Source organism: Streptomyces sp. NPDC046349 (assembly GCF_055587885.1).
The window spans coordinates 440,284-461,869 of record NZ_JBVJFK010000003.1; the positions used below are offsets into that span (position 1 = coordinate 440,284).

A 21,586-nucleotide genomic window follows, 5' to 3' on the forward strand; every position below is an offset into this window, starting at 1 on the left:
CCTGTGGGCGAGTGCTCACGCGGCGACCCGCTCGGCGTGCTCGGCGTTCAGAGCGGTGATGCCCTTGGTCGAGGCGATGGTGCCCTTGAGCTTCTTGGCGAGCGCCTCAAAGAACATGCTGAGCGGAAACTCGTCCGGAAGCACGTCGTCGACGAGCTTGCGCGGCGGCTGCGTCAGGTCGAGCGCGTCGGCGCCCTTGGCCCACTTGGATCCCGGGTGCGGGGCCAGGTAGGTCGAGACGAGCTCGTAGGCCTTGAACCAGTGGACCAGCTTCGGGCGGTCGATGCCGGCCCGGTAGAGGTCCTCGATCTCGGCGCAGAGCTGGTTGGTGACCTGCGGGGCGCGCATCCAGTCGATCTTCAGCTTGTTGTCCGTCCAGCGCACGACGTCGTGCTTGTGGAGGTAGGCGAAGAGCAGCTGGCCGCCGAGACCGTCGTAGTTGCGGTTGCGGTCGCCGGAGACCGGGAAGCGGAACATCCGGTCGAAGAGGACGGCGTACTGCACGTCACGGCCGTGCTCGTTGCCCTCGGACTCCAGCTTCACGGCCTCCTTGAAGGCGGTGAGGTCGCAGCGCAGCTCCTCCAGGCCGTACATCCAGAACGGCTGGCGCTGCTTGATCATGAAGGGGTCGAACGGCAGGTCGCCGTGGCTGTGGGTGCGGTCGTGGACCATGTCCCACAGGACGAACGCCTTCTCGCAGCGCTCCTGGTCGTCGACCATGCGCGCGATGTCCTCGGGCAGATCGATGCCCAGGATGTCGACGGCGGCCGCGGTCACCTTGCGGTAGCGGGCGGCCTCGCGGTCGCAGAAGATGCCGCCCCAGGTGAAGCGCTCGGGGGCCTCGCGCACGGCGATGGTCTCCGGGAACAGCACGGCGGAGTGCGTGTCGTAGCCGGGGGTGAAGTCCTCGAAGGTGATGCCGAGGAAGAGCGGGTTGTCGTAGCGGGTGCGCTCCAGCTCGGAGAGCCACTCGGGCCACACCATCTTCAGGACGACGGCCTCGAGGTTGCGGTCCGGGTTGCCGTTCTGCGTGTACATCGGGAAGACGACGAGGTGCTGCAGGCCGTCGGCACGCTCGGCGGCCGGGTGGAAGGCCATCAGCGAGTCGAGGAAGTCCGGAACGCGGAAGTCGTCCGCGGCCCACTTGCGCAGGTCGGCGATGAGCGCCTGGTGGTACGCGGTGGCGTGCGGGAGCAGCGGGGACAGCGTCTCGACGGCGGTGATCACGCGCTCGACCGCGGCCAGGACGGTGGCACGGGCGTGCTCGCCCCGGCCCTCGAAGTCGATGGACCCGTCGGCCGACTGCCACGGGCGGATCTCCTCCACGGCGGCCTTGAGCTCGGGCCACGCAGGGTGGTCCACCACCCGCGCCCCAGCGGATATCACGGCACCGCCGACGCCCGGCACAAGAGTTTCCGTCATGTCACTTCCTCCACAGGAGAACCTCACGTCCGCACAGCGTATGCGGGCGAGGCTCTCCTACTCAAGAGGTGATTCGGGAAATTATCCTGCATCACCCCCCGCTTCACCGAAAGTCTTCCCGTCCGTCAGGGCGGAACTGATAGCTCCGCCCAGTCGCGCCAAGGCTTCACATGCCTGGGGCAGAAGCCCGGCCAGTCCCGGGAACCCGTGGAACGTACCGGGGTGGCTGTCCGGAACCGACCGGATCCCGGCTCGCGCCGGGCGTCGGTGGCAGGCGCGGCCCCCGTCCCGCAGCGGATCACACCCGGCGACCACCCAGCGGGGCGGCCGCCGGATTGCCGCCCGAGCCTCCCCGCGACGACCGGGTCGCCGGCGTCCGGAACGCCGCCCAGCTCGTCCAGGTGGTCGCCCGCCCGGCACAGCGCCGCGTGGGCGCCCTCCACGGCGGCCGGGAAGCGGTGCTCGGGGGCCCGCCGGCAGTCCACGGCCGCGCCGGCGGCGCGCGGTGTGCCGTGGGTGTCCAAGGCGCACAGGCCCCACCCCCGCCGTGGCAGAAGACGACGGTCGGACGGGGCCCGGGGCCACCGCTCGGGGTCGGGCAGGTGAATCCGCACGGGTACGGGCGGCGCGCCGGGAGGCCCCGGGACGGTCCGCTCCTCCACGGCCGCGACGGGCGGCGGCGGCGGCCGGACGGGGCGCATCCGCCAGGATCCGCCGGGCCCCGCCGGCCCGGCTCACGGTGCGGCCGAGGTCCGGGAAGGACGGCTGCGGCGAGGGCGTCGGCGCAGGGCAGCGCGGCCGGGTCGAGCCGGTCCCGGGCGGTGGCCGTCCGGGACCCCGGGCGGGCGGCCATCACAGGCTCCGGAAGTGCGGGAGGACTGGGCGAAGAAGCACCGGCCCCGGATGCCGATCCGCCGTGCCCGTTCGCGGTCGTCGAGCACGATCGTCGGACACAGGACGGAGAAGTGGTCGTTCACCGCCGTGGACACGAAACGGCTCCCGTCCCGCCCGGCGATCGCGGCGTCGCAGACGCACCTCATCTGCGCAACCGAAGTCGGACCCGGCGAAGCCATCACCAGCGCCCCGGTGCCCAGCTCCGGCCGGCCCTGCCGATGATCCGCACAGCCTCCTCGACCTCCGCCGTGGTCCGTGCCCCGTCAACCCCGCACAGCGAGGTCTCCTGAAGCAAGGCCTTCCGCCGGCCGCGTGGTCCGTTCTCGGCCTGCTGCCCTTCCCCGTCGACCGGACCGGCTACGAGCCGAAGACGTGGGCGGACCCCTCCCTGCACTTCTTCCACCGGTCGCCGGTCATCAGCCGGATCTACGCGGAGCTGCGCCGTCCGGAGGAACCCGGCTCCGCGTCCCGCGCGCGCTCGGGGCCGGAGAAGCCGCGGGCCGAGCGCCGGTACGCCATCACCGCGGCGGGGCGCGCGGCCCTGTCGCACGGGGCAGCCGGCATTCCGGAGGCCGGTCCCCCGGTGCTCGAGCACGGGCTGCTGCTGCGGATCCGGCTCGGCCACCTGGCCGAACCGGCGCTGCTGCGAGCGATGGTCGGCGAGCACCTGGAGCGCACCCGGGGCGAACCGGCCGCCGAACCCGAGGCCATGGAACAGGCGGCGGGCGAACCGGACCGGGCCCTCCCGGGCCTCGCGCTGCGCCGGAGCGAGCGGCAGCACCCGGCCGAACCGGATCCGGGCGAGGCCCCGTTGGCCGACCTGGCGGAACTCGCACCGCAGGGCGGGGCGCCCGGGCGTCAAGCGGGCGGGGACGCGCCCACGCCCGGGTGACGCGGCACGGCCGCGGGTGGCCTCGCGGGGGCGCACAACCCTGGCGGGAAGCGGTCGGTGACGCTTCCGCGGGGCCGTGCACGCACGGTCCCTATCCACGGGCGGCGCACTAGCATGCGACCTCATCGCGCGCGGCCGGTAGGGACACCGCGACCGCGCGGGGAGCCGCCGTCGACGGAAGCGAGAGAACCTTGACTTTCCTCACCATCGGTCACCGCGGGGTCATGGGTGTCGAACCGGAGAACACCCTGCGGTCGTACATCCGAGCGGAACGTTCCGGCATGGACGCCATCGCCCTGGACCTCCGGCTGAGCAAGGACGGCGTCCTCGTCGCCGTGCACGACCCCGAGGTGGACCGGACCACCGACGGATCGGGGGCCGTCGCCGACCTGACCCTGGCCGAGCTGCGCGGGCTGGACGCCGGTCAGGGCGAGCGCGTCCCGGTGTTCGAGGAGGTGCTGGAAGCGGTCCGGTCGCCGCTGCACGTGTCCGTCCAGGACAAGGCCGCGGCCGTCGCTCTCGCGGAACTGGTCCTGCGCCGCGACCTGGTCTCCCGGGTGGAGATCGCCTCCGCGCACGAGGCGGTGCTCACCGAGGCGGCCGGGCGGGTGCCGGGCGTGCGCACCACCCTGGCCGTGCCGTCACCCGGCGGCGACACCGAGGCGGTCGTGAGCCGGGCTCTGGCCGCGGGCGCGGCCACGATCGCCCTGGACATCGACCGCATCACCCTGGAGACGGTGGAGGCGGCGCACACGGCCGGCCTGCGGGTGACGGGCCTCGCGGTCAACACCCTCGACCGGCTGCGGCTGGCGCGGGCGCTCGGACTGGACGGCGTGGCCACGGACTTCCCGGAGATCCGCAGCACGGGTCGCTTCACCGCCTGAGCGGGACAACGGGCGGGCGGCTCACGGCTGGAGCGGCTTGACCAGCAGTTCGAAGGCGAGGTCGTCGCGGAGCGGAATGCCGAAGCGCTCGTCGCCGTACGGGAAGGGACTCAGCTCGCCGGTGCGCCGGTAGCCGCGGCGCACGTAGTAGGCGATGAGCTCCTCCCGCACGTTCACCACCGTCATCCGCATCTCCCCGGCGCCCCACGTCTCGCGGGCGCGGCGCTCCGCCTCGGCGAGGATCTCCTTGCCGAGGCCGGCGCCCTGGAGATCCGGGCGGACGGCGAACATGCCGAAGTAGGCGTGGTCGCCACGGTGTTCGATGTGGCAGCAGGCGACGAGCCCGCCCGCGCGCTCGACGACGAGCAGGACCCCGTCCTCGCTGTCGATGACGGCGCGGACCCCGTCCGGGTCGGTGCGCTGGCCGTCCAGGTAGTCCGCCTCGGTGGTCCAGCCGGCCCGACTGGCGTCCCCGCGGTACGCGGACTCCACGAGCGCCACCAGTTCCGGCACGTCCGCCTCCACGGCGCTGCGGAAGCTGAGGGCGGCGGGCTGGGCGGTCGACATGGGCGCTCCGTTCGGTGCGGTGGCATATGACATGCCGGTGACGGCAGGGAGAGCCTATCCCGGGGCCGAGTGGGGGCCGTGCGAGAAGGGCATCTGTCTGGGGTGACGCCGACGAACCGGGAGGCTGCGCCGTGCACGGATCCGCCTCGTCCCTCTCCGCCTCCGCCCCGCCCTGGCTGCTGGTGATCCTGTGCGCGGTGAGCGGCGCCTACTGCCTGCGGCGGGCGCGCGGCTGGGGAGGGGCCGCCGCCGGGGAGGCGGTGATGGGGTTCGGCATGGCGTTGATGGCGGTGCCCCTCGGGGGCGGCGGCGCATGGCGGTCCCCCGTGCTGGGCGCGGTCTTCTGCGCCGCCGCCGTGCACGCCCTGTGGCTGCTCCGGGGAGGTGCGCACCACGCACACCACGTGGTGGGGTCGCTGACGATGGTCTACATGACCGCCGCGGCGGGTTCCGGCGACGGGCCGGGGCACGGGCACGGGCAGGGCGCCGGGCTCCCGCTGCTGACCGGGGCGCTCCTCCTCTACTACGCCGGCTACGTGGTGCTCGGCGGCACGCGGCTGATCACCGCCGGCGGTGCGGTCCCCGCACCCCCGGCGGTATCGCCCCCACCCCCGCACGGCGCGTCGGCGGAGTTGGTCAGGGCATGCCGACTCGCCATGGGGATGGGGATGTTGGCGATGCTGCTGTCGATGTGACGGTGCCCGGCAAACGTGTCCTGCGTCACCAATGCCCCCGTCTCATACCCGCAGGTAGCCCGGCGCTCATAGGCTGGTGGCCATGATGGTCCCCGCCGCCCTCCTCGTGCTCGGCGCCCTGACCGCGGTGCTCGCCCCCCGTCTGCTGGCCCGGGCCCAGTGGCCCGAACGAGAACCGGTCGTGGCCCTGTGGGTGTGGCAGTGCGTCGTCGGCGCGGTGCTGCTGTGCTTCGGGCTGTCCATGCTGCTGAGCGCAGCGGCGGCCTGGCAGGCGGTCCGGGGCAGGCTCTTCGCCGCCGCCCCGCACGGGGTGGTCGACGCGTACGCGCTGGGCGCGTCCGGCGGCCCGTGGGCCGCCGCCACCGCCCTCGCCCTCGCGGGCGGCGGCCTGTGGACCGGGGCGATGCTCACCGGGGAGGTGCTGCGGGCCCGGGCCCGGCGGCGTGCGCAGGGCAGCGAACTGCTGGAGCGGGCCCCGCTCCTGCCCGGGGAGGACCCCGCGGGCGCGCGGCTCGTCGTACTGGAGGGCCGTCGGCCGGACGCCTGGTGGCTCCCGGGAGCGGCCCCTCAGCTGGTGGTCACGACCGCGGCTCTGGGCCGGCTCAAGGGCAGCCAGCTGGACGCCGTGATGGCGCACGAGCAGGGGCACGCGACGGCCCGGCACGACTGGCTGCTGCACTGTTCGCGGGCGCTGGCCAGGGGCTTCCCTCAGGTGCCGGTCTTCGCGGCCTTCGAGGCGGAGATGCACCGGCTGGTGGAGCTGGCCGCCGACGACATGGCCTCGCGGCGGTTCGGGCGGCTGACCGTCGCCCTGGCGCTGGTCGGACTCAACGAGGACCGCGGGGTGTTCGCGGCCTCCTCGGCCCCTGAGGCGCACGTCCCGCAGCGCGTGCGCAGGCTGCTCTCGGCGGCGCCCCGGCTCTCCCCGGGCCGGCGGCTGCGGCTGACCGCACTGGCCACGCTGGTACCGGCGATCCCCCTGCTGGTGGCCTTCGTGCCGGGGCTGAGCGCGCTGACGTAGCGCGAGCCCGGCCCTGCCCGGCCGCCGCCGGTGCAAGGATCCCTCTATGCGGAACGATCTATTTCGTTGGACGGGGATCGGCTGCGGGCTGCTCGGGGCGGTGCTGACAGCCCTGGTGGTGGCGGGCTGGCAACCCCTGCTGGCCTGGGACGACCGGATCGCGCGGGATTTGCACGCCCACGCCGTCGCCCACAGCGCGGTCACGCAGTCCATGCGGGTGCTGTCCGACTGGGTCTGGGACCCGTGGACCATGCGGCTGCTGGCCGCCGTGGCCTGCCTGCTGCTGTGGTGGCGCGGCGACCGGGAGCGGGCCTTGCGGGTGGGGCTGGCCGCGGTCGTCGCCGCGGTGGTGCAGCAGGGGCTGAAGGCGGCGGTGGGGCGGGAGCGTCCGGTGTGGTCGGACCCGGTGGACTCGGCGCACTTCGCGGCCTACCCGTCCGGCCACGCCATGACGGCGACGGTGGTGTGCGGGATGCTGCTGTGGCTGCTGCCCCGCCCGGCCCCGCGGTGGGCCCCGGCCGTCCGGGCCGTGGCGGCCGTCTCGGTTGCGGGCGTCGGCTTCACCCGGCTGTACCTGGGCGTGCACTGGTTCTCGGACGTCCTGGGGGGCTGGCTCCTGGGCGCGGCGCTGGTGGTTCTGATGGTGTCGGTACCCGTCGGCTGCCGCAGACCTGCCCCGCAGCCGCAGGAGCGCTGAGGAGGGGTCCCCCGGGAGGCCGTCCCGGGGCCGATCGGCGCCGCCGCCTTCGTTCGCCGGTGAACCTCCCAGCCGGCCGCGCAGGTTGCCGCGCGGGCGAGCTCGGCAGCCGCAGACCCTCGGGCGTGCACGAGCGGGCGCGTGCCACGCCGAGGCGGTCGGCCGTGTCAGACGGCTCTGCGGAAGGAGACCCTGCGCGTCCGCAGCTTCGTGCGGGGACCGTGGACAGCCTGGGCGCGGGGCCCTTCCGAACGCCGTCCGGGGGCCGAACGGCATGCCGTCGACTCCCCGACGCTGCGACCGGGCCGAGGCGCGACGCATGGGGCGAGCCCCCTGGAACCGAGGCCGGCCGCGAGTGGTGTGGCCTGCCCTGGATGATCCCCCGTGTCACCCAGAGCAGGCGACCCCGTGCGCTGAGTACATTGGCTGCGAGCCAGTCAACGCAGGAGTAAGCATGTCCCCGCGCAGCGCATCGGTCAATGAAGAATTGCGCAGACGTTCCCGGGAGCGGCTGCTGCAGTCCGCGGTGGAGCTCGTCGCCGAGCGGGGCTACGAGGCCACGACCCTCGGCGACATCGCCGACCGGGCGGGCGCGGCGCGCGGCCTGGTCTCGTACTACTTCCCGGGCAAACGGCAGTTGCTGCAGTCGGCCGTGCACCGGCTGATGCACCTCACCCTGCGCACCGCGCTGGAGCGGGAGCCGCGCAGTGAGGACGGGCGGGAGCGGCTGGCGCGCGCCATCGACGCGGTCCTGGGCCTCGCCCGGGACGAACCGCTGCTGATGCGGACGCACATGGCGGGCATCCTCACGGCCGAGGGGTTCGTGCAGTGCCCGGAGCAGCAGCGGCTGGCGGAGCTGCTGCGGGACACTGTCGCCCGGTACGGCTCGGCGGACGTGGACGCCGACTACCCGCTGCTGCGCGCCCTGCTGATGGGAGCGGTCGTGGCGGTGCTGCTGCCGGGGGCACCGATGCCGGCCGTGCGGCTGCGGGCGGAGCTGTTCCAGCGCTACGGGCTGGACTGGGAGCTCGGTGTCCCGCCGGACGGCGGGCCGCCCGGCGGAACGTTTCCCTCACACCTCTGACCTCACGCGGTTCAGTGGTACTCGGGCTGGGTCTGTACGTTGAGCCGGTCCATGCGGACCCACTCGGCGCTGTCCGTCCGCCAGTCGTCGAGCCGCAGCACGTCGAGCCCCTTGGCGATGTCGTTCGAGTAGATGTGCCCGTTGTAGTAGTACGCCGACCAGGAACCGCCGAGGCCGAGCCGGTCCGTCGTCAGCGGTCCGCGCTCGAAATAGGCGATCTCCCTGGGCCGGGCCGAGTCGGTGAACTCCCACACCGAGACGCCGCCCTGGTACCAGGCCTGCACCATGATGTCGCGGCCGCCGCCGACGGGGACCAGCGAGCCGTTGTGGGCCACGCAGTTCTCGGTGTCGGCCTGGTGGCGGGGGATCTTGAAGTAGCTGCGGAAGGCCAGTTTGCGCTGGTCCCCGCGGCCGGTGATGTCGTAGATCCCGTCGGCGCCCCGCTGGGGACCGGTGGCCTCGTTGCAGGTGGCGCCGCCACCGCCGCCGAGTTCGTCGGTGAACACCACCTTGTTCGCCCGCTCGTTGAAGGTGGCCGAGTGCCAGAACGCGAAGTTCACGTTGTCCTGCACCCGGTCGATGACGCGCGGCTGCTCCGGCCTGCTGATGTCGAAGAGGATGCCGTCGCCCATGCAGGCGCCGGCGGCCAGGTTCTTCGACGGCAGCACGGTGATGTCGTGGCAGCCGGTCGTCCTGGACACGCCCGGGTTGGCGGGCGCGCCCGGGTTGCCGCCGTCGGGGAAGAGCACCGGGAAGGCCACGACCGCGGCCTTCGTCGGGCTCTTCTTCGGGACCTTCACCACCGAGATGCCGTCGTGCGGCGGCTTGCAGTCGGGGAAGGCCTCGTTGGGCGAGTAGGAGGCGACGTAGAGGTAGAGGTCCTTGCGGCCCGGGACCAGGGTGTGGGTGTGGGAGCCGCAGGCGGTCTCGACGGACTTGATGTACCTGGGGTTCTTCTTGTCCTTGATGTCGAAGATCTTGATGCCCTCCCACGAGGACTTCTCCGTCGCGGGCTGCGAGACGCTGTTGCACGAGTCGTCGCTGCGGGAGGAGTCGGTGGAGAGGAAGAGCAGGTCTCCGTCGACGGAGATGTCGTTCTGCCCGCCGGGGCAGAGCACCTCGGAGACCTTCTTCGGAGCCTTGGGGTTGGCGATGTCGTAGATCGTGAAGCCGTTGTAGTTGCCCGCGTAGGCGTACTTGCCCTGGAACGCGAGGTCCGAGTTGACCACCGTGGGGTCGGTGGAGGGGATGTTGGCGAGGTGTTCGATGTTGGCGCTGTGCACGATCTCGTCCTGGCCGGGGATGGCGCCGGGGGCGAGGTCCCCGCCCCCGACGGCGCCCGTGCTCTGGTGATTGCCGTGGCCGGGCGTCAAGTCGCCCGGGTCCGGGGTGGCCGCGGCCGGTCCGGCCGCGAGGAGGGTCGTGAGGAGTCCGGCCGCCGCGACGGCCACCCCCACCCTCCTGTTGCCCGCTCTCCTGGTGTGTAGCGAGGTCACTGTGCCTCCCATGGGAGCCCGATCGGTTCCGTCCGCAGGGGAACGGAACCAGGACCCCGGCAGTATCTTCCCTTCATGGACATGGCAAAAGACCTCCGGGGCCGCAAGGCCTCGACCGCGCGGCCCCTCCGGCTCGCCGCGGCGACGGCCACCGCCGGCCTCCTGCTGACCCTCACCGCCTGCCAGGACGACGGTGCGGACCGGGCCGACGACGGGCGGGCCCCGATCGTCGCGCCGGGCAGGCCGGGCGAGAAGTCACGCACGCTCAGCCCCGACCAGGCCGCCAAGGCGAAACCCGACGACAGCCCGAACGCCGCCGACCACTCCTACGTGCAGCGGATGATCGAACACCACCGGCAGGCGCTGACGATGAGCGCGCTGGCTCCCGAGCGGGCGGCGACGGACCCGGTCAGACGGCTAGCGGAGCGGATCACGGCCGCCCAGAAGCCCGAAATCGGCGCGATGCAGAAGTGGTTGGCGCTCCACCCGGCGCCCGCGGCGGGCTCCGGCACGGCCGCCCCCGGGCACGGTCCCGACCACGATCACGACCACGGATCGATGCCCGGCATGGCGACCGAACAGCAGCTGCGGGAGCTGACCGACGCCAGGGGCGCCGACTTCGACCGGCTCTTCCTGAAGCTGATGACCGCGCACCACGAGGGGGCCCTGACGATGGCGGGCGAGGCACTGGCCGGCGGCAACAACCCGGCCGTCGAGGAGATGGCCACCGAGGTGGTGGCCACGCAGAGCGCCGAGATCCACCGGATGCGCTCGATGGGCTGACTCGCGATGGGGCTGGTGTCATGCTGGGAGCACCTGCGGGAGGAGCTCCGCCGTGCTTCGTGTCGCCGTCGTCGGATCGGGACCCAGCGGGGTCTACGCGGCCCAGACGCTGGTCCAGCAGCGCGAGGTGCCCGGAGTGCGGGTCGACGTACTGGACCGGCTGCCCGCCCCCTACGGGCTCGTGCGGTACGGGGTCGCACCGGACCACGAGAAGATCAAATCGCTGCAGGGCAGTCTGCGCACCGTGCTGGAGGACGAGCGGATCCGCTTCCTCGGCAACGTCGAGGTCGGCGGGACGGCCCTGCCGGCCCCGCGGCTGCTGGAGCTGTACCACGCCGTCGTGTACTGCGTGGGCGCGGCGCGGGACCGGCTGCTGGGGATCCCGGGCGAGGAACTGGCCGGGGTGCACTCCGCGACGGCCTTCGTGTCCTGGTACAGCGGCCACCCGGACGCCGCCTCCGAGGTCTTCGACCTGTCCGGGGTCGAAGAGGCGGTGGTGGTCGGGGCGGGCAACGTCGCGGTGGACGTGACCCGGATCCTGGCCCGTGGCGCGGCGGAGCTCGCACCGACGGACATGCCGCAGCCGGCACTCGGCGCGCTCGCGGACAGCGGGCTGCGCAGGGTCTCGATGGTGGCCCGACGCGGACCCTCCCAGGGCCGGTTCACCACCAAGGAGCTGCGGGAACTGGGCACGCTGCCGGGTGTGGACGCCTGGGCGGACCCGGCCGAGCTGGCCATCGACCCCCTGTACACCGACCCGGGCGCCGCCGCCGCCCTGCCGGCGGTGGCGCGGCGCAATCTGGAGGTGCTGCGCGGCTGGGCCGGGGAGGCCCCGGGCGCGGCGCCGCGCAGCATCTCGCTGCGGTTCTACCTGCGCCCGGTGGAGGTCCTGGGCGGCCCGGACGGGCGGGTCGCCGGGATGCGCTTCGAGCGCACCGCTCCGGACGGCCGCGGCGGGGTGACCGGGACGGGCGTCCACGAGGACGTCGAGGCGCAGCTGGTGCTGCGCTCGGTCGGGTACATGGGCGTGCCCCTGGCCGGGCTGCCCTTCGACCCGGCCAGGGGCACGGTTCCGCACGCGGCGGGACGGGTGCTGCGCGCGGGACGGGCCTCGGTGGGCGAGTACGTGGCGGGCTGGATCAAGCGGGGGCCGACCGGGGTGATCGGCACGAACCGGCCGTGTGCCAAGGAGACCGCGTCCTCGCTGCTCCAGGACGCGGGGGCGCTGGCCCGGCGCGAACTGCCGGGCGACCCGCTGGACGCCCTCCGGGCTGCGGGCCTGCAGCCGGTCCAGTGGCCGGGCTGGCTGGCCATCGAGTCCGCCGAGGCCGACCTGGGGCGCTCCCTGGGCCGACGCTCCGTCAAGATCCCGGACTGGCCGGGCCTCCTGGCCGCGGCGGGATCGCCAGGCCCGTCAGGGCAGTAGCCCGCCCCGGCGGGGAGACGGCTCCGGGCCGCGGCTGGGCCGCGCCCCCCAGGTCCAGGCGCCGGCGGCGTGCACGGACCGGGCGCGGGCGGTCCTGTCCGGCCGGTCCCGCGCTCTCCGATGCCCTGTTCCGACGGACGGGCGCTTCCGAGTGGCCGTCCGGCCGCGATGGCCTCGAGCGGGAGTGCCGCCGTGCCGGGCCGCGCGACCCCACCCGGCTACGGCCTGCCCGCCCAGAGCGGGTTGGGCCCCCGCCGCTCACGGAGGAGGAGGTCGCCGAGAGGTGTGACGGTGATCGCCGAGCACACCCCCGCGTCAGGCCGTGAGCCGGGCCGCCTCGGCCGCGGCAGCCGTCAGGACGCTGTCGAGCAGGCCCGGGAAAAGCGCCTCCAGGTCGTCGCGGCGCAGGGCGTTGAGCTTGGTGGTGCCGCGGTAGGCCTGGCGTACGACACCGCTCTCCCGCAGGACGCGGAAGTGGTGCGTGGTCGTGGACTTGGTGACCGGCAGGTCGAAGTGCGAGCAGGCGAGGTCGTCCGCCGAGCCGGCCAGGTCCAGGACGATGGAGAGCCGCACCGGGTCGGAGAGGGCGTGCAGTACGCCCTCCAGGCGGATCTCGGCCGCCTCCGGATGGGCCAGGGTGCGGGAGGTGTCCCGATCCGTCATGTCCCTGCTCCACTCACTCGGCTTGGTCCGGCCCCCATGGTACGAGAGTTGTCGAAGGAGACGGGGGGTCACTGCAATCACCCCTCACCGTGACGGCTGTCTTCCGTTTCGGTCCGTGTCGGCCACCGCCCGCTGAAGGCGGCGGGAACGGGGGTGCGGCCGCGGCGCGGTGGTCGCGGCCGCACCGCCGTCACCAGGAGCGGTGGTACTGCTCGGGGGTGCGGATCGACGCGCCCAGCTCGTCGGCCGCGCGGCGGGCCCAGAAGGGGTCGCGCAGCAGCTCGCGGCCCAGCAGGACGGCGTCGGCCTCGCCGTTGGCCAGGATCTTCTCGGCCTGCTCCGGCTCGGTGATCAGGCCGACCGCGGCCACGGGAAGGGTCGTCTCGGCCTTCACCCGGGCCGCGAACGGCACCTGGTAGCCGGGGCCGACCGGGATGGTCACGCCGGGAGCGAGGCCTCCGGTGGAGACGTCGAGGAGGTCCACGCCGTGCTCCTCGAGGAGCCGGGCCAGGCGCACGGTCTCGTCGGCGGTCCAGCCCCCCTCCTCCAGCCAGTCGGTTGCGGAGATCCGGAAGAGGAGCGGGAGCTCCTCGGGCCACACCGCCCGCACGGCGTCGACGACCTCGAGGGCGAAGCGGGTCCGGTTCTCGAAGGATCCGCCGTAGGCGTCGGTGCGCCTGTTGCTGTGCGGGGAAAGGAACTCCCCGATGAGGTAGCCGTGGGCGCCGTGGATCTCGACGACCTCGTAGCCCGCCGCGAGCGCCCGCCCGGCCGCGGCCGCGAACTGGCGGGTGATCTCGGCGATCTCATCGGGCGTCAGCTCGTTCGGGACGGGGTGGCCCTCGGCGAACGGCACGGCGCTGGGGGCGACCGGCTGCCAGCCGTGCGCGTCGGGGCCCACCGGTGCGCCGCCCTTCCAGGTGCGGTCGGTGGACGCCTTGCGCCCGGCGTGCGCGATCTGGATGCCGGGAACGGCTCCCCGGGCCTTGAGGAAGCCGGTGATCCGGCGCAGTGCCTCGACCTGGGTGTCGTTCCAGATGCCGAGGTCGTACGGGGAGATCCGGCCCTCCGGGGAGACCGCGGTGGCCTCCTGGATGATCAGGCCGGTGCCGCCGGTCGCGCGGGCCGCGTAGTGGGCGAAGTGCCAGTCGGTGGCGACGCCCGCGTTCGGGCCGGAGGCCTCGGCGCTGTACTGGCACATCGCGGCCATCCAGACGCGGTTCGGGACGGTGACCGATCGCAGGGTGTACGGCTCGAACAGGGCGGCGAAGGCGGCGGGTACGGCGGGGGCAGCACTCATCGGGGCTCTCCAGGGGTCACCGGGCGCGCCGGGATCGGCGACTAAGTACGAGAATCACCATACTACGAGTCTCCTCGTACTACGAGACCTCTCGTACAAGTTCGTCGAGCTCCGCGCGCAGCGCCCCGGCCAGCGCCGCCAGGTCCGGGACCGCGGCCCCGTCGGCGACCAGGCCGTAGTGGACCGTCCCCTTGTAGGTGGAGACCGCGACCGCGAGGGACTGGCCGCGGGCCAGCGGGGCGAGCGGATAGACCTCGTGGACCCGGCTGCCGCCGAGGGAGAAGGTGATGCCGGGCAGCGGGACGCTCGTGACGAGGATGTCGTAGAGCAGCCGGGCCGCCTGGGCGACGAGGGGGCCGCCCAGCCGGTGGCCGAGCGGGTGGACGTGGTCCGCGAGCAGGGCGACGGCCCCCGCGCCGCGGGCGGGGCCGGCGTCCTTGTTGCGGTCCATCCCGGCCCGTACGCGGTCCAGCCGGCGCAGCGGATCGGGCTCGGCGAGCGGCAGCCGGAGCAGGTAGCCGGAGAGCCGGTTCCCGGCGCCTTCGCCGCCCCGGGGCCCGCGGCGGCGGGACACGGGGATCAGGGCCCGCGGCCCTGCTCCCAGGGGTTCGGGGTCGCCGCGCTCGGCCAGCCAGCGCCGCAGCGCTCCGGCCACCAGCGTGATCAGCACATCGTTGACGGTGCCGCCGGCCCCCTTGCGGATCAGGTTGACCTCGTCCAGGTCGAGCGCGAGACCGGCGATGGTGCGGCCGCCCGCGCCGGCGGGGCCCGCCGTGAGTGCGGCCGGAACGCCGAGCGGCAGCCCGCCGCGGGCCACGGCGGCGCCGATCTCCAGGGCCTGCCCGACACCCTGGACCCGGGCGGCCAGGGCTCCCGGGATACGGCTCAGGACGGAGCCGGCCCGCTGCCCCGGGACCGGGCGCACCGGAGCCCGCGGACCCGGGACCTCGTCGAAGAGCGCGGCCGCCAGGGCGAGGGCGCCCAGGCCGTCGGCGAGGGCGTGGTGGAACTTGAAGAGCACGGCGAAGGAGTCCGGATCAGGCCCGGCCAGCACGTGCGCCTCCCAGGGCGGCAGCTCCCGGTCCAGCGGGCGGGCCATCAGCGGGCCCGCGGCCTCCTGCACGCAAGTACGGTCCGTGCGGACGAGGAAGACGTGCCGCGCCGCGTCGAAGCCCGGGTCCGGCGACCAGGCGGCGGCGCCGAGCGGCAGCAGCACGTCCCGGATCCGGCGGCGCAGGCCCGGCACGGCCGCGCAGCGCGAGGCGAGGAGGGCGGCGGCGCGTTCGGCGGCGTGCCCCCCGTCGCCGGAGCCGGGGGGTCCGGCGGCGCGGAAGACGGCGAGGGCGCCCAGGTGCATGGGGTGGTCGGCGGACTCCATCCGCCAGAAGGCGAGGTCGAGCGGAGACAGGTGGTCGGTGGCCACGTACGTCCTCTCACGTGCTGCAAGCAGTGGCTTGAAGTCAACCCATTGCGAACACCCCCATGCAAGGCGCAATCATTTCCGGGCGGTAAATGATCGGTATAGATCATCCGATGCGAGGTGCGCGGCGCCCACCGGGCCCCTGTCGGTGGTCGGGTGCAGACTGGCCGGAAAGACGCTCTGTGAGGAACGAAGCGCGCAAGGACGACGAGGCCCGGAGGTGCCGGCCATGGCCGACGTACTGCTGCTCGTGGGAACCCGAAAGGGACTGTTCATCGGCCGCCGCCGGGGGGAGGGGCCGTGGGAGTTCAGCGAGCCCCACTTCAACGCCCAGGCCGTCTACGCCGTGGCCGTGGACCGGCGCGGGCCGACTCCCCGGCTGCTGGTCGGCGGGGACAGCACCCACTGGGGCCCGTCCGTCTTCACGTCCGACGACCTGGGAGCCACCTGGCGCGAGCCGGCCAGGGCGGCCGTGAAGTTCCCCCAGGACACCGGCGCCTCGCTGGAGCGGGTCTGGCAGCTCCAGCCGGCCGGGCCCGAGGCCCCGGACGTGGTCTACGCCGGGACGGAGCCGGCCGCGCTGTTCCGCTCGACGGACCGGGGCGAGTCCTTCGAGCTGGTCCGCCCCCTGTGGGAGCACCCGACCCGCGGGAAGTGGGTCCCGGGCGGGGGCGGAGAGGGCCTGCACACGGTGCTCACCGATCCCCGCGACCCGGACGCGGTGACGGTGGCCGTCTCCACCGCCGGGGTGTTCCGGACCGAGGACGGCGGCGCGAGCTGGAAGCCGTCCAACGACGGCGTCTCGGCGGTGTTCCTGCCGGATCCGAACCCCGAGTTCGGCCAGTGCGTCCACAAGATCGCCCGGGACGCCGGGGACACGGACCGGCTGTACCTGCAGAACCACTGGGGCGTCTACCGCAGCGACGACGCCGGGGGCCGCTGGAGCGACATCGGCGGCGGGCTGCCCTCCGACTTCGGCTTCGCGGTGGCGGCCCACCCGCACCGGCCGGACACCGCCTACGTCTTCCCGCTCAACGCCGACTCCGACCGCGTCCCCGCCGAGCACCGGTGCCGGGTCTTCCGCACCGAGGACGCGGGCGCCACCTGGGAGCCCCTGACGCGGGGACTGCCGGACTCCGACCACTACGGCACGGTGCTCCGGGACGCGCTCTGCACGGACGACGCCGACCCTGCGGGGATCTACTTCGGCAACCGCAACGGCGAGCTGTACGCCAGCCACGACGACGGCGACAGCTGGCAGTTGCTGGCCGAGCACCTGCCGGACGTCCTGTGCGTGCGGGCGGCGACGATCGGCCAGTAGAGTGATCCACCGTGGCAGCACGACCGTTGAACGAGATCGTCGAGCCGGGCTGGGCCCGCGCTCTGGAGCCGGTGGCGACGCAGATCGCCGCGATGGGCGACTTCCTGCGAGCCGAGATCGCGGCGGGGAGGACGTACGTCCCCGCCGGGGCCAATGTGCTGCGCGCATTCCAGCAGCCCTTCGACGAGGTCAAGGTCCTCATCGTGGGGCAGGACCCGTACCCCACGCCGGGGCACGCGGTGGGCCTGTCCTTCTCGGTGGCCCCCGACGTTCGGCCGGTACCGCCGAGCCTGGACAACATCTTCCTGGAGATGCACCGGGACATAGGGACCGGCCGGCCCGCGAACGGCGACCTCACGCCGTGGACACGGCAGGGCGTGCTGTTGCTCAACCGCTCGCTCACGACCGCGCCCCGCCGGTCGAACGCGCATCAGGGCAAGGGCTGGGAGGCCGTCACCGACCAGGCCATCCGCGCGCTGGCCGCCCGCGGCAAGCCGCTGGTCTCGATCCTGTGGGGCCGCGCCGCCCGAAATCTGCGGCCGCTGCTCGGCGACCTGCCCGTGGTGGAGTCCTCACACCCCTCTCCCAAGTCGGCTGATTACGGGTTTTTCGGGTCCCGGCCGTTCAGCCGGACCAACGAGCTGCTGGTGGGCCAGGGTTCACAGCCTGTGGACTGGCGCTTGCCGTCTGTCAGTTGAGCGTATCTGCAATTCACCGGATAAATACGGACAGATGCGGCACGAGAAGGCCCTGCCCGAACACCTTGTTCCGATAAGCCAGTAGCATGCGGCGCCATGAGCTCCCCCACCGGCCCCGCAAATGGCCTGCCCGTACGAATGCCGCGACCCCGCCCGACCGGACGGCACCGCCGGCCCGAGCCCGCGGCTGCGCCCGAGGGCGCGCCCGCGCTGGTACTCGCCGTGCCCGGTGCGCCGTCGGCCGCCTCGCGGGGGCTCGCGGAAGAGATCATCAGCATCGGCCGCTCCGAGCTGCCGGGGCTCGACGCCCGCATCGGTTTCCTCGAGGGTGACGACGCCTCCGAGTTCCCGTCCCTGTCCGGCGTGCTCAGCGCCGTCGCGGCCGACCGGACTGCGCGCGCGGAGTTCGCCCGCGCCGCCGGCCACGAGGTGCCCGAGCAGTCCGGCCCGGACGCCGTGGTCGTCCCGCTGCTGGCCGGCCCGGACAGCGACCTGCTGCGCCGGATGCGCCAGGCGCTGATGGACTCCTCCGCCGCCGCCGAGCTGGCCGACGTCCTCGGCCCCCACCCGCTGCTCGCCGAGGGCCTGCACGTGCGCCTCTCGGAGGCCGGCCTGGCCCGCGCCGACCGCGCCCGCCTCTTCACCGTGACCACCGCCGCCGACGGCATCGTCCTGGCGACCACCGGTGGCGAGGAGGCCGTGCAGGCCGCCGGGATCACGGGCATGCTGCTCGCCGCCCGCCTCGCCGTGCCCGTCCAGGCTGCCGCGCTGGACCAGGAGGGCTCGGTGGCCGCGGTCGCCGAGCAGCTGCGCCGCGAGGGTTCCACCCAGCTCGCGCTCGCCCCGTACCTGATCGGCCCGGAGGCAGCCGAGGGGCTGCTGGACACCGCCTGCAAGGAAGCCGACTGCGCCACCGCCGAGGTGCTCGGCGCCTACCCGGCGCTCGGCAAGCTGGCCGTCGCGCAGTACACCGCGGCTCTGGGCATCCCCCAGGGCTCGCCCGCGCACTGACCCGCCCGCACCGCGCGAAGGCCCCCACGGACCGGTACCCCGGCCGGCGGGGGCCTTCGCGCATTACGACCGGCCGAGGACCACGCAGGTCGCGGCGGACACGGCCACTGAGCCGGCCCGGCGCGGCTGCCCGGTCAGCGGGTCCACGTCGAACCAGGTGACGTCGCCCGACCGCTCGTTGGCCGCGTACAGGCGACTGCCGGCGGCATCCACGGCGAGATCCCGCGGCCACGCTCCCCCGCAGTCCACGGTGCCGGTGAGCCGCGGCCTGGCCGGCCCGTCCGCGAGCGAGAGGGTGACCAGCACGTCGACGCCGCGGACGGCCGCCCAGAGGAACCGTCCGTCGGGGGAGGCCACGACGGCCGAGGGGTACGCCCGTACGGCCCCTGGAGCACCCGCGGAGGCCACGGCAACCTCGCCGACCGGTTCCAGCCGCCCGGAAGTGCCGTTCCAGCGGCAGACGGTCATCTGCGGCTCCAGCTCGTGCAGGACGTAGGCCACACCGCCTTCCGGGTGGAAGACCATGTGCCGGGGCCCGGTCCCGGCGCGCAGTGCCGTCTCGGCGTGCACGCGCAGCTCCCCCGTGACCGGGTGCGGGGAGCAGACCCGCACCGAGTCGGTGCCGAGGTCCACGCTGAGCACCCAGCGGCCGGTGGGGTCGGGCAGCACCTGGTGGGCGTGCGGACCGTCCTGCCGGACGGTGTCGGGTCCGCAGCCCCGGTGCGGGAGGACGCGGGCGGGGCCGTGCGGGCGGCCGTCGGCGGCCAGCGCGAGGCTGCTGACGCTTCCCGAGGTGTAGTTGGCGGTGAACAGGCGGCGCCCGGCCACGCTGACGTGGGTGGGTCCGGAGCCCCCGACGCGCACCGGTGCGCCGAGCGGGGCGAGGCCCCCGGCGGTGGGCCGGAAGGCCGCAACCCCGCCCCGCTCGGTCTCGCTCACCGCGTAGAGGACGCCTGTGTCCCGCGCGAGGGCGAGGTACGACGGATCCTCGGCGGTGACGACCGAGAGCGGGGTCAGCGCCCCGGTCTTCGGATCCACGGCCGCGATGGTCACACCGCGGCCGCCCCCCGAGGTGAAGGAGCCGATGTAGGCCCGGTGTTCGCCGCTTCGGTCCGTGCTGTCCGCGCCGACCACAGGAAACCCCTCTCACCGCTTTCGGACCCGTCCGGAGCCGACGGTAACAGAAGGTCTAGACCAAATCCCGCCCCCGGGCCCGCTCCTGCGAGCCGGCATGGTGGACATAGGCCGTACTGCTGGGGCGGTCCTCGTAGGTGCGGTGGAACACCGGGGTCGCGGCGCCGGACATCGGCGGCACGATCCACGACCAGTCCGCGCCGACCTCGCGGCCCTTGCGCTCCTCCCGTTCCATGTGGGAGAGGAAGCGCCGGGACTCGCTGTGGTGGTCGGCGATGGTGACCCCGGCACGGTCGAAGGAGTGCAGGACCGCCCGGTTGAGCTCGACGAGCGCGCGGTCCTTCCACAGGGAGCGGTCGCTGGAGGTGTCCAGGCCCAGGCGGCGGGCGACGGCGGGCAGGAGGTTGTAGCGGTCGGTGTCGGCAAGGTTGCGGGCGCCGATCTCGGTGCCCATGTACCAGCCGTTGAAGGGCGCGGCCGGGTAGTGGATGCCGCCGATCTCCAGGCACATGTTGGAGATGGCGGGCACGGCGTGCCAGCGCAGGCCCCAGTCCGCCCAGCCGTCGCCGTCGGGGTGGTCGATCGGCACTTCCAGGACGGCGTCCGCGGGGGTGTCGAACCACCGGGGCTTGTCGTCGACTCCCTGGACCACCAGCGGGAGGAGGTCGAAGGGGGTGCCGGCGCCGCCGGACCAGCCGAGTTGGAGCAGGGCCTCGGTCAGCGGAGCGTTGCGGGCGTCGCCGACGGTTATGGAGGGGTGGTCGCCGTAGCCGGCGTACCGGACGAGCTGCTCGCTCCAGATGACCGGCCCGGGGCGGTCCGGGGCCTCCGGGGCGAACACCGTGATGGTGGGTCTGACGCGGCCGCCGTTCGTCGCCTCGCGCAGGTGGTCGAAGCATTCGGCGGCGATCGCGTCCGCGTCGGCGAGTCCGCGTCGGTCGCGGACCCGCAGCGAGTTCCAGTAGAGCCTGCCTATGCAGCGGTTGCTGTTGCGCCAGGCGACGCGCGCGCCGTGGACCAGCTCCTCGGGCGTGTGCACATAGGTACCGGTGTCCGCGAGTTCCGCCCTCACGGCGGCGAGCCTGGCGCGCGGATCACCCGCGCCGGCGTTCTCCCTGTGGAAGAGTCGGATGAACTCCTCGGCCGCCTGCCACACCTGAGCGGTGGTGGAGCGCTGTTGAAGAATTTCCATTCCGGCGGGTTACCCCCTGTCCGACCAGATCCACCCTGTACGTGCCGGATGAATGTGCAGTAAACAATTACCCGTTGTACCTGCCGCAGGTCAGCGGCGTGTGGCATGAGCTACCGGAACACTCCTCCGGGTGATCCTCATGGACCTGACTGCGGACAAGGAGCGCGCAGGCGTAAAATCCCGCGCACCGACCGAGTTGACTGTCCGTCAGGCCATTTCGCCGACCGGCGCACCGGGCGCGAGACGGGTCTGCGGGGCGAGACGGGTCAGCGGCAGGGCCGACTCATGAACAGAGCCTGCTCCCCCGCGGAGGGCGTGCCCCCGTAGAGGGCGGTGTCGAGGCCGCAGAAGGTGAACCCCATGCGCCGGTAGGCGTGCACGGCGGGGGCGTTGACCGAGCTGACCTCCAGCCAGAGGTGCTCCGCGCCGCGTTCGCGGGCGAACTCCGCGGCGCGCTCCATCAGGGCCCTGCCGATCCCGCGGCCCCGGTGGCCGGGCGCGACCTCGATGTCCTCGATCGTGAGCCGACGGTTCCACGCGGCGTAGCCGACGGCGGCGAACCCGCAGAGCTCCCCGCCGTCGAGGGCCACGAAGGTGCGCGTGTCTGCCTCCACGTCGGGGCCCCGGGCGCCGGCGAACTCCTGTTCGTCGTGCTCCTCCGGCGGAAACGCCTTGTACACGGGCGGGTCCGCGGGGACCTCGCGGAGCAGGAAGCCGGAGCCGTCGCCGGAGGCGGTCACCTCGAAGACGGTGGAGGTGGTGAAGGAGCTGTCCAGGGCCTCGATGGCGCCCGCGTCCTCGGGGCGGGCGAGGCGGTAGACGATTCCGGCGGCGGGGCCGGGTGCGGCGGTGGTCATGGGCTCCACCGTACGCAAAAAATCCCCCGGCCGAATTGGCTGCCGAGGGAGGATGAGGCGTATATTAAATAGTTCGCGACTCCACCTCTGGTGATGACGCAAAAAGCTTACGAGGACACTGTATCGCGG

At 73.5% G+C, this 21,586-nt stretch carries 20 protein-coding genes; 11 read left to right on the forward strand and 9 right to left on the reverse strand.

Going from position 1 to position 21,586, the window contains the following annotated elements:
* Nucleotides 1-15: 15 nt before the first annotated feature.
* The gene (locus tag ACZ6JS_RS09185) at nucleotides 16-1,422 is read right to left on the reverse strand and encodes a DUF6421 family protein (RefSeq protein ID WP_469296997.1); all 1,407 of its coding nucleotides are present in this window, start codon (nucleotides 1,420-1,422) and stop codon (nucleotides 16-18) included.
* Nucleotides 1,423-2,899: 1,477 nt separating this feature from the next.
* Here ACZ6JS_RS09185 and ACZ6JS_RS09190 point away from each other — a divergent pair.
* Together ACZ6JS_RS09190 and ACZ6JS_RS09195 are read left to right on the forward strand one after the other, a co-directional pair.
* A complete protein-coding gene (locus ACZ6JS_RS09190) occupies nucleotides 2,900-3,208 on the forward strand; it encodes a hypothetical protein (RefSeq protein WP_469296998.1) in 309 nt (102 codons plus the stop codon).
* A 191-nt stretch (nucleotides 3,209-3,399) separates the two neighbouring features.
* Nucleotides 3,400-4,092: a glycerophosphodiester phosphodiesterase gene (locus ACZ6JS_RS09195; RefSeq protein ID WP_469296999.1), complete on the forward strand. Its 693-nt coding sequence runs from the start codon at nucleotides 3,400-3,402 to the stop codon at nucleotides 4,090-4,092.
* A gap of 21 nt (nucleotides 4,093-4,113) precedes the next feature.
* Here ACZ6JS_RS09195 and ACZ6JS_RS09200 read toward each other — a convergent pair whose 3' ends face one another.
* On the reverse strand, nucleotides 4,114-4,659 hold the full coding sequence (locus tag ACZ6JS_RS09200; RefSeq protein ID WP_469297000.1) for a GNAT family N-acetyltransferase: 546 nt from the start codon (nucleotides 4,657-4,659) through the stop codon (nucleotides 4,114-4,116).
* Between the two features lie 131 nt (nucleotides 4,660-4,790).
* Here ACZ6JS_RS09200 and ACZ6JS_RS09205 point away from each other — a divergent pair, with 131 nt between their 5' ends.
* The 4 genes from ACZ6JS_RS09205 to ACZ6JS_RS09220 all read left to right on the forward strand — a co-directional run bounded on the left by ACZ6JS_RS09205 (nucleotide 4,791) and on the right by ACZ6JS_RS09220 (nucleotide 8,156).
* Entirely contained in the window at nucleotides 4,791-5,354 is a 564-nt protein-coding gene (locus ACZ6JS_RS09205; protein ID WP_469297001.1) for a DUF5134 domain-containing protein, read from the forward strand.
* Nucleotides 5,355-5,436: 82 nt separating this feature from the next.
* On the forward strand, nucleotides 5,437-6,375 hold the full coding sequence (locus tag ACZ6JS_RS09210; protein ID WP_469297002.1) for a M56 family metallopeptidase: 939 nt from the start codon (nucleotides 5,437-5,439) through the stop codon (nucleotides 6,373-6,375).
* 46 nt (nucleotides 6,376-6,421) lie between these two features.
* A complete protein-coding gene (locus ACZ6JS_RS09215; RefSeq protein ID WP_469297003.1) occupies nucleotides 6,422-7,072 on the forward strand; it encodes a phosphatase PAP2 family protein in 651 nt (216 codons plus the stop codon).
* A 454-nt stretch (nucleotides 7,073-7,526) separates the two neighbouring features.
* On the forward strand, nucleotides 7,527-8,156 hold the full coding sequence (locus ACZ6JS_RS09220) for a TetR/AcrR family transcriptional regulator (RefSeq protein WP_469297004.1): 630 nt from the start codon (nucleotides 7,527-7,529) through the stop codon (nucleotides 8,154-8,156).
* 11 nt (nucleotides 8,157-8,167) lie between these two features.
* Here ACZ6JS_RS09220 and ACZ6JS_RS09225 read toward each other — a convergent pair whose 3' ends face one another.
* Entirely contained in the window at nucleotides 8,168-9,664 is a 1,497-nt protein-coding gene (locus ACZ6JS_RS09225) for an LVIVD repeat-containing protein (protein ID WP_469297005.1), read from the reverse strand.
* Nucleotides 9,665-9,727: 63 nt separating this feature from the next.
* Here ACZ6JS_RS09225 and ACZ6JS_RS09230 point away from each other — a divergent pair, with 63 nt between their 5' ends.
* Nucleotides 9,728-10,435, forward strand: coding sequence for a DUF305 domain-containing protein (locus tag ACZ6JS_RS09230; protein WP_469297006.1), 708 nt, complete (start codon nucleotides 9,728-9,730; stop codon nucleotides 10,433-10,435).
* Nucleotides 10,436-10,487: 52 nt separating this feature from the next.
* The gene (locus ACZ6JS_RS09235; RefSeq protein WP_469297007.1) at nucleotides 10,488-11,861 is read left to right on the forward strand and encodes an FAD-dependent oxidoreductase; all 1,374 of its coding nucleotides are present in this window, start codon (nucleotides 10,488-10,490) and stop codon (nucleotides 11,859-11,861) included.
* A 315-nt stretch (nucleotides 11,862-12,176) separates the two neighbouring features.
* Here ACZ6JS_RS09235 and ACZ6JS_RS09240 read toward each other — a convergent pair whose 3' ends face one another.
* The 3 genes from ACZ6JS_RS09240 to ACZ6JS_RS09250 form a co-directional block, all read right to left on the reverse strand.
* The gene (locus tag ACZ6JS_RS09240) at nucleotides 12,177-12,524 is read right to left on the reverse strand and encodes an ArsR/SmtB family transcription factor (RefSeq protein WP_469297008.1); all 348 of its coding nucleotides are present in this window, start codon (nucleotides 12,522-12,524) and stop codon (nucleotides 12,177-12,179) included.
* Nucleotides 12,525-12,714: 190 nt separating this feature from the next.
* On the reverse strand, nucleotides 12,715-13,824 hold the full coding sequence (locus tag ACZ6JS_RS09245) for an NADH:flavin oxidoreductase/NADH oxidase (protein ID WP_469297009.1): 1,110 nt from the start codon (nucleotides 13,822-13,824) through the stop codon (nucleotides 12,715-12,717).
* 79 nt (nucleotides 13,825-13,903) lie between these two features.
* Nucleotides 13,904-15,247 (reverse strand): wax ester/triacylglycerol synthase family O-acyltransferase, encoded by a 1,344-nt coding sequence (locus ACZ6JS_RS09250; RefSeq protein WP_469297010.1) that lies wholly within the window; start codon nucleotides 15,245-15,247, stop codon nucleotides 13,904-13,906.
* 226 nt (nucleotides 15,248-15,473) lie between these two features.
* Here ACZ6JS_RS09250 and ACZ6JS_RS09255 point away from each other — a divergent pair, with 226 nt between their 5' ends.
* The 3 genes from ACZ6JS_RS09255 to ACZ6JS_RS09265 all read left to right on the forward strand — a co-directional run bounded on the left by ACZ6JS_RS09255 (nucleotide 15,474) and on the right by ACZ6JS_RS09265 (nucleotide 18,274).
* Nucleotides 15,474-16,565 (forward strand): WD40/YVTN/BNR-like repeat-containing protein, encoded by a 1,092-nt coding sequence (locus ACZ6JS_RS09255; protein ID WP_469297011.1) that lies wholly within the window; start codon nucleotides 15,474-15,476, stop codon nucleotides 16,563-16,565.
* An 11-nt stretch (nucleotides 16,566-16,576) separates the two neighbouring features.
* Entirely contained in the window at nucleotides 16,577-17,263 is a 687-nt protein-coding gene (locus tag ACZ6JS_RS09260; protein ID WP_030657563.1) for a uracil-DNA glycosylase, read from the forward strand.
* A 96-nt stretch (nucleotides 17,264-17,359) separates the two neighbouring features.
* Nucleotides 17,360-18,274 (forward strand): sirohydrochlorin chelatase, encoded by a 915-nt coding sequence (locus ACZ6JS_RS09265; RefSeq protein ID WP_469297012.1) that lies wholly within the window; start codon nucleotides 17,360-17,362, stop codon nucleotides 18,272-18,274.
* A gap of 63 nt (nucleotides 18,275-18,337) precedes the next feature.
* Here the strand turns inward: ACZ6JS_RS09265 and ACZ6JS_RS09270 are convergent, their stop codons facing one another.
* From ACZ6JS_RS09270 to ACZ6JS_RS09280, 3 genes are all read right to left on the reverse strand, one after another.
* Nucleotides 18,338-19,408, reverse strand: a complete 1,071-nt coding sequence (locus ACZ6JS_RS09270; RefSeq protein WP_469297013.1) for a lactonase family protein — start codon at nucleotides 19,406-19,408, stop codon at nucleotides 18,338-18,340.
* A 55-nt stretch (nucleotides 19,409-19,463) separates the two neighbouring features.
* A complete protein-coding gene (locus tag ACZ6JS_RS09275) occupies nucleotides 19,464-20,600 on the reverse strand; it encodes a nitric oxide synthase oxygenase (protein WP_469297014.1) in 1,137 nt (378 codons plus the stop codon).
* A 266-nt stretch (nucleotides 20,601-20,866) separates the two neighbouring features.
* Complete coding sequence (locus tag ACZ6JS_RS09280) at nucleotides 20,867-21,457, reverse strand: GNAT family N-acetyltransferase (RefSeq protein WP_469297015.1); 591 nt, start codon at nucleotides 21,455-21,457, stop codon at nucleotides 20,867-20,869.
* Nucleotides 21,458-21,586: the final 129 nt, after the last annotated feature.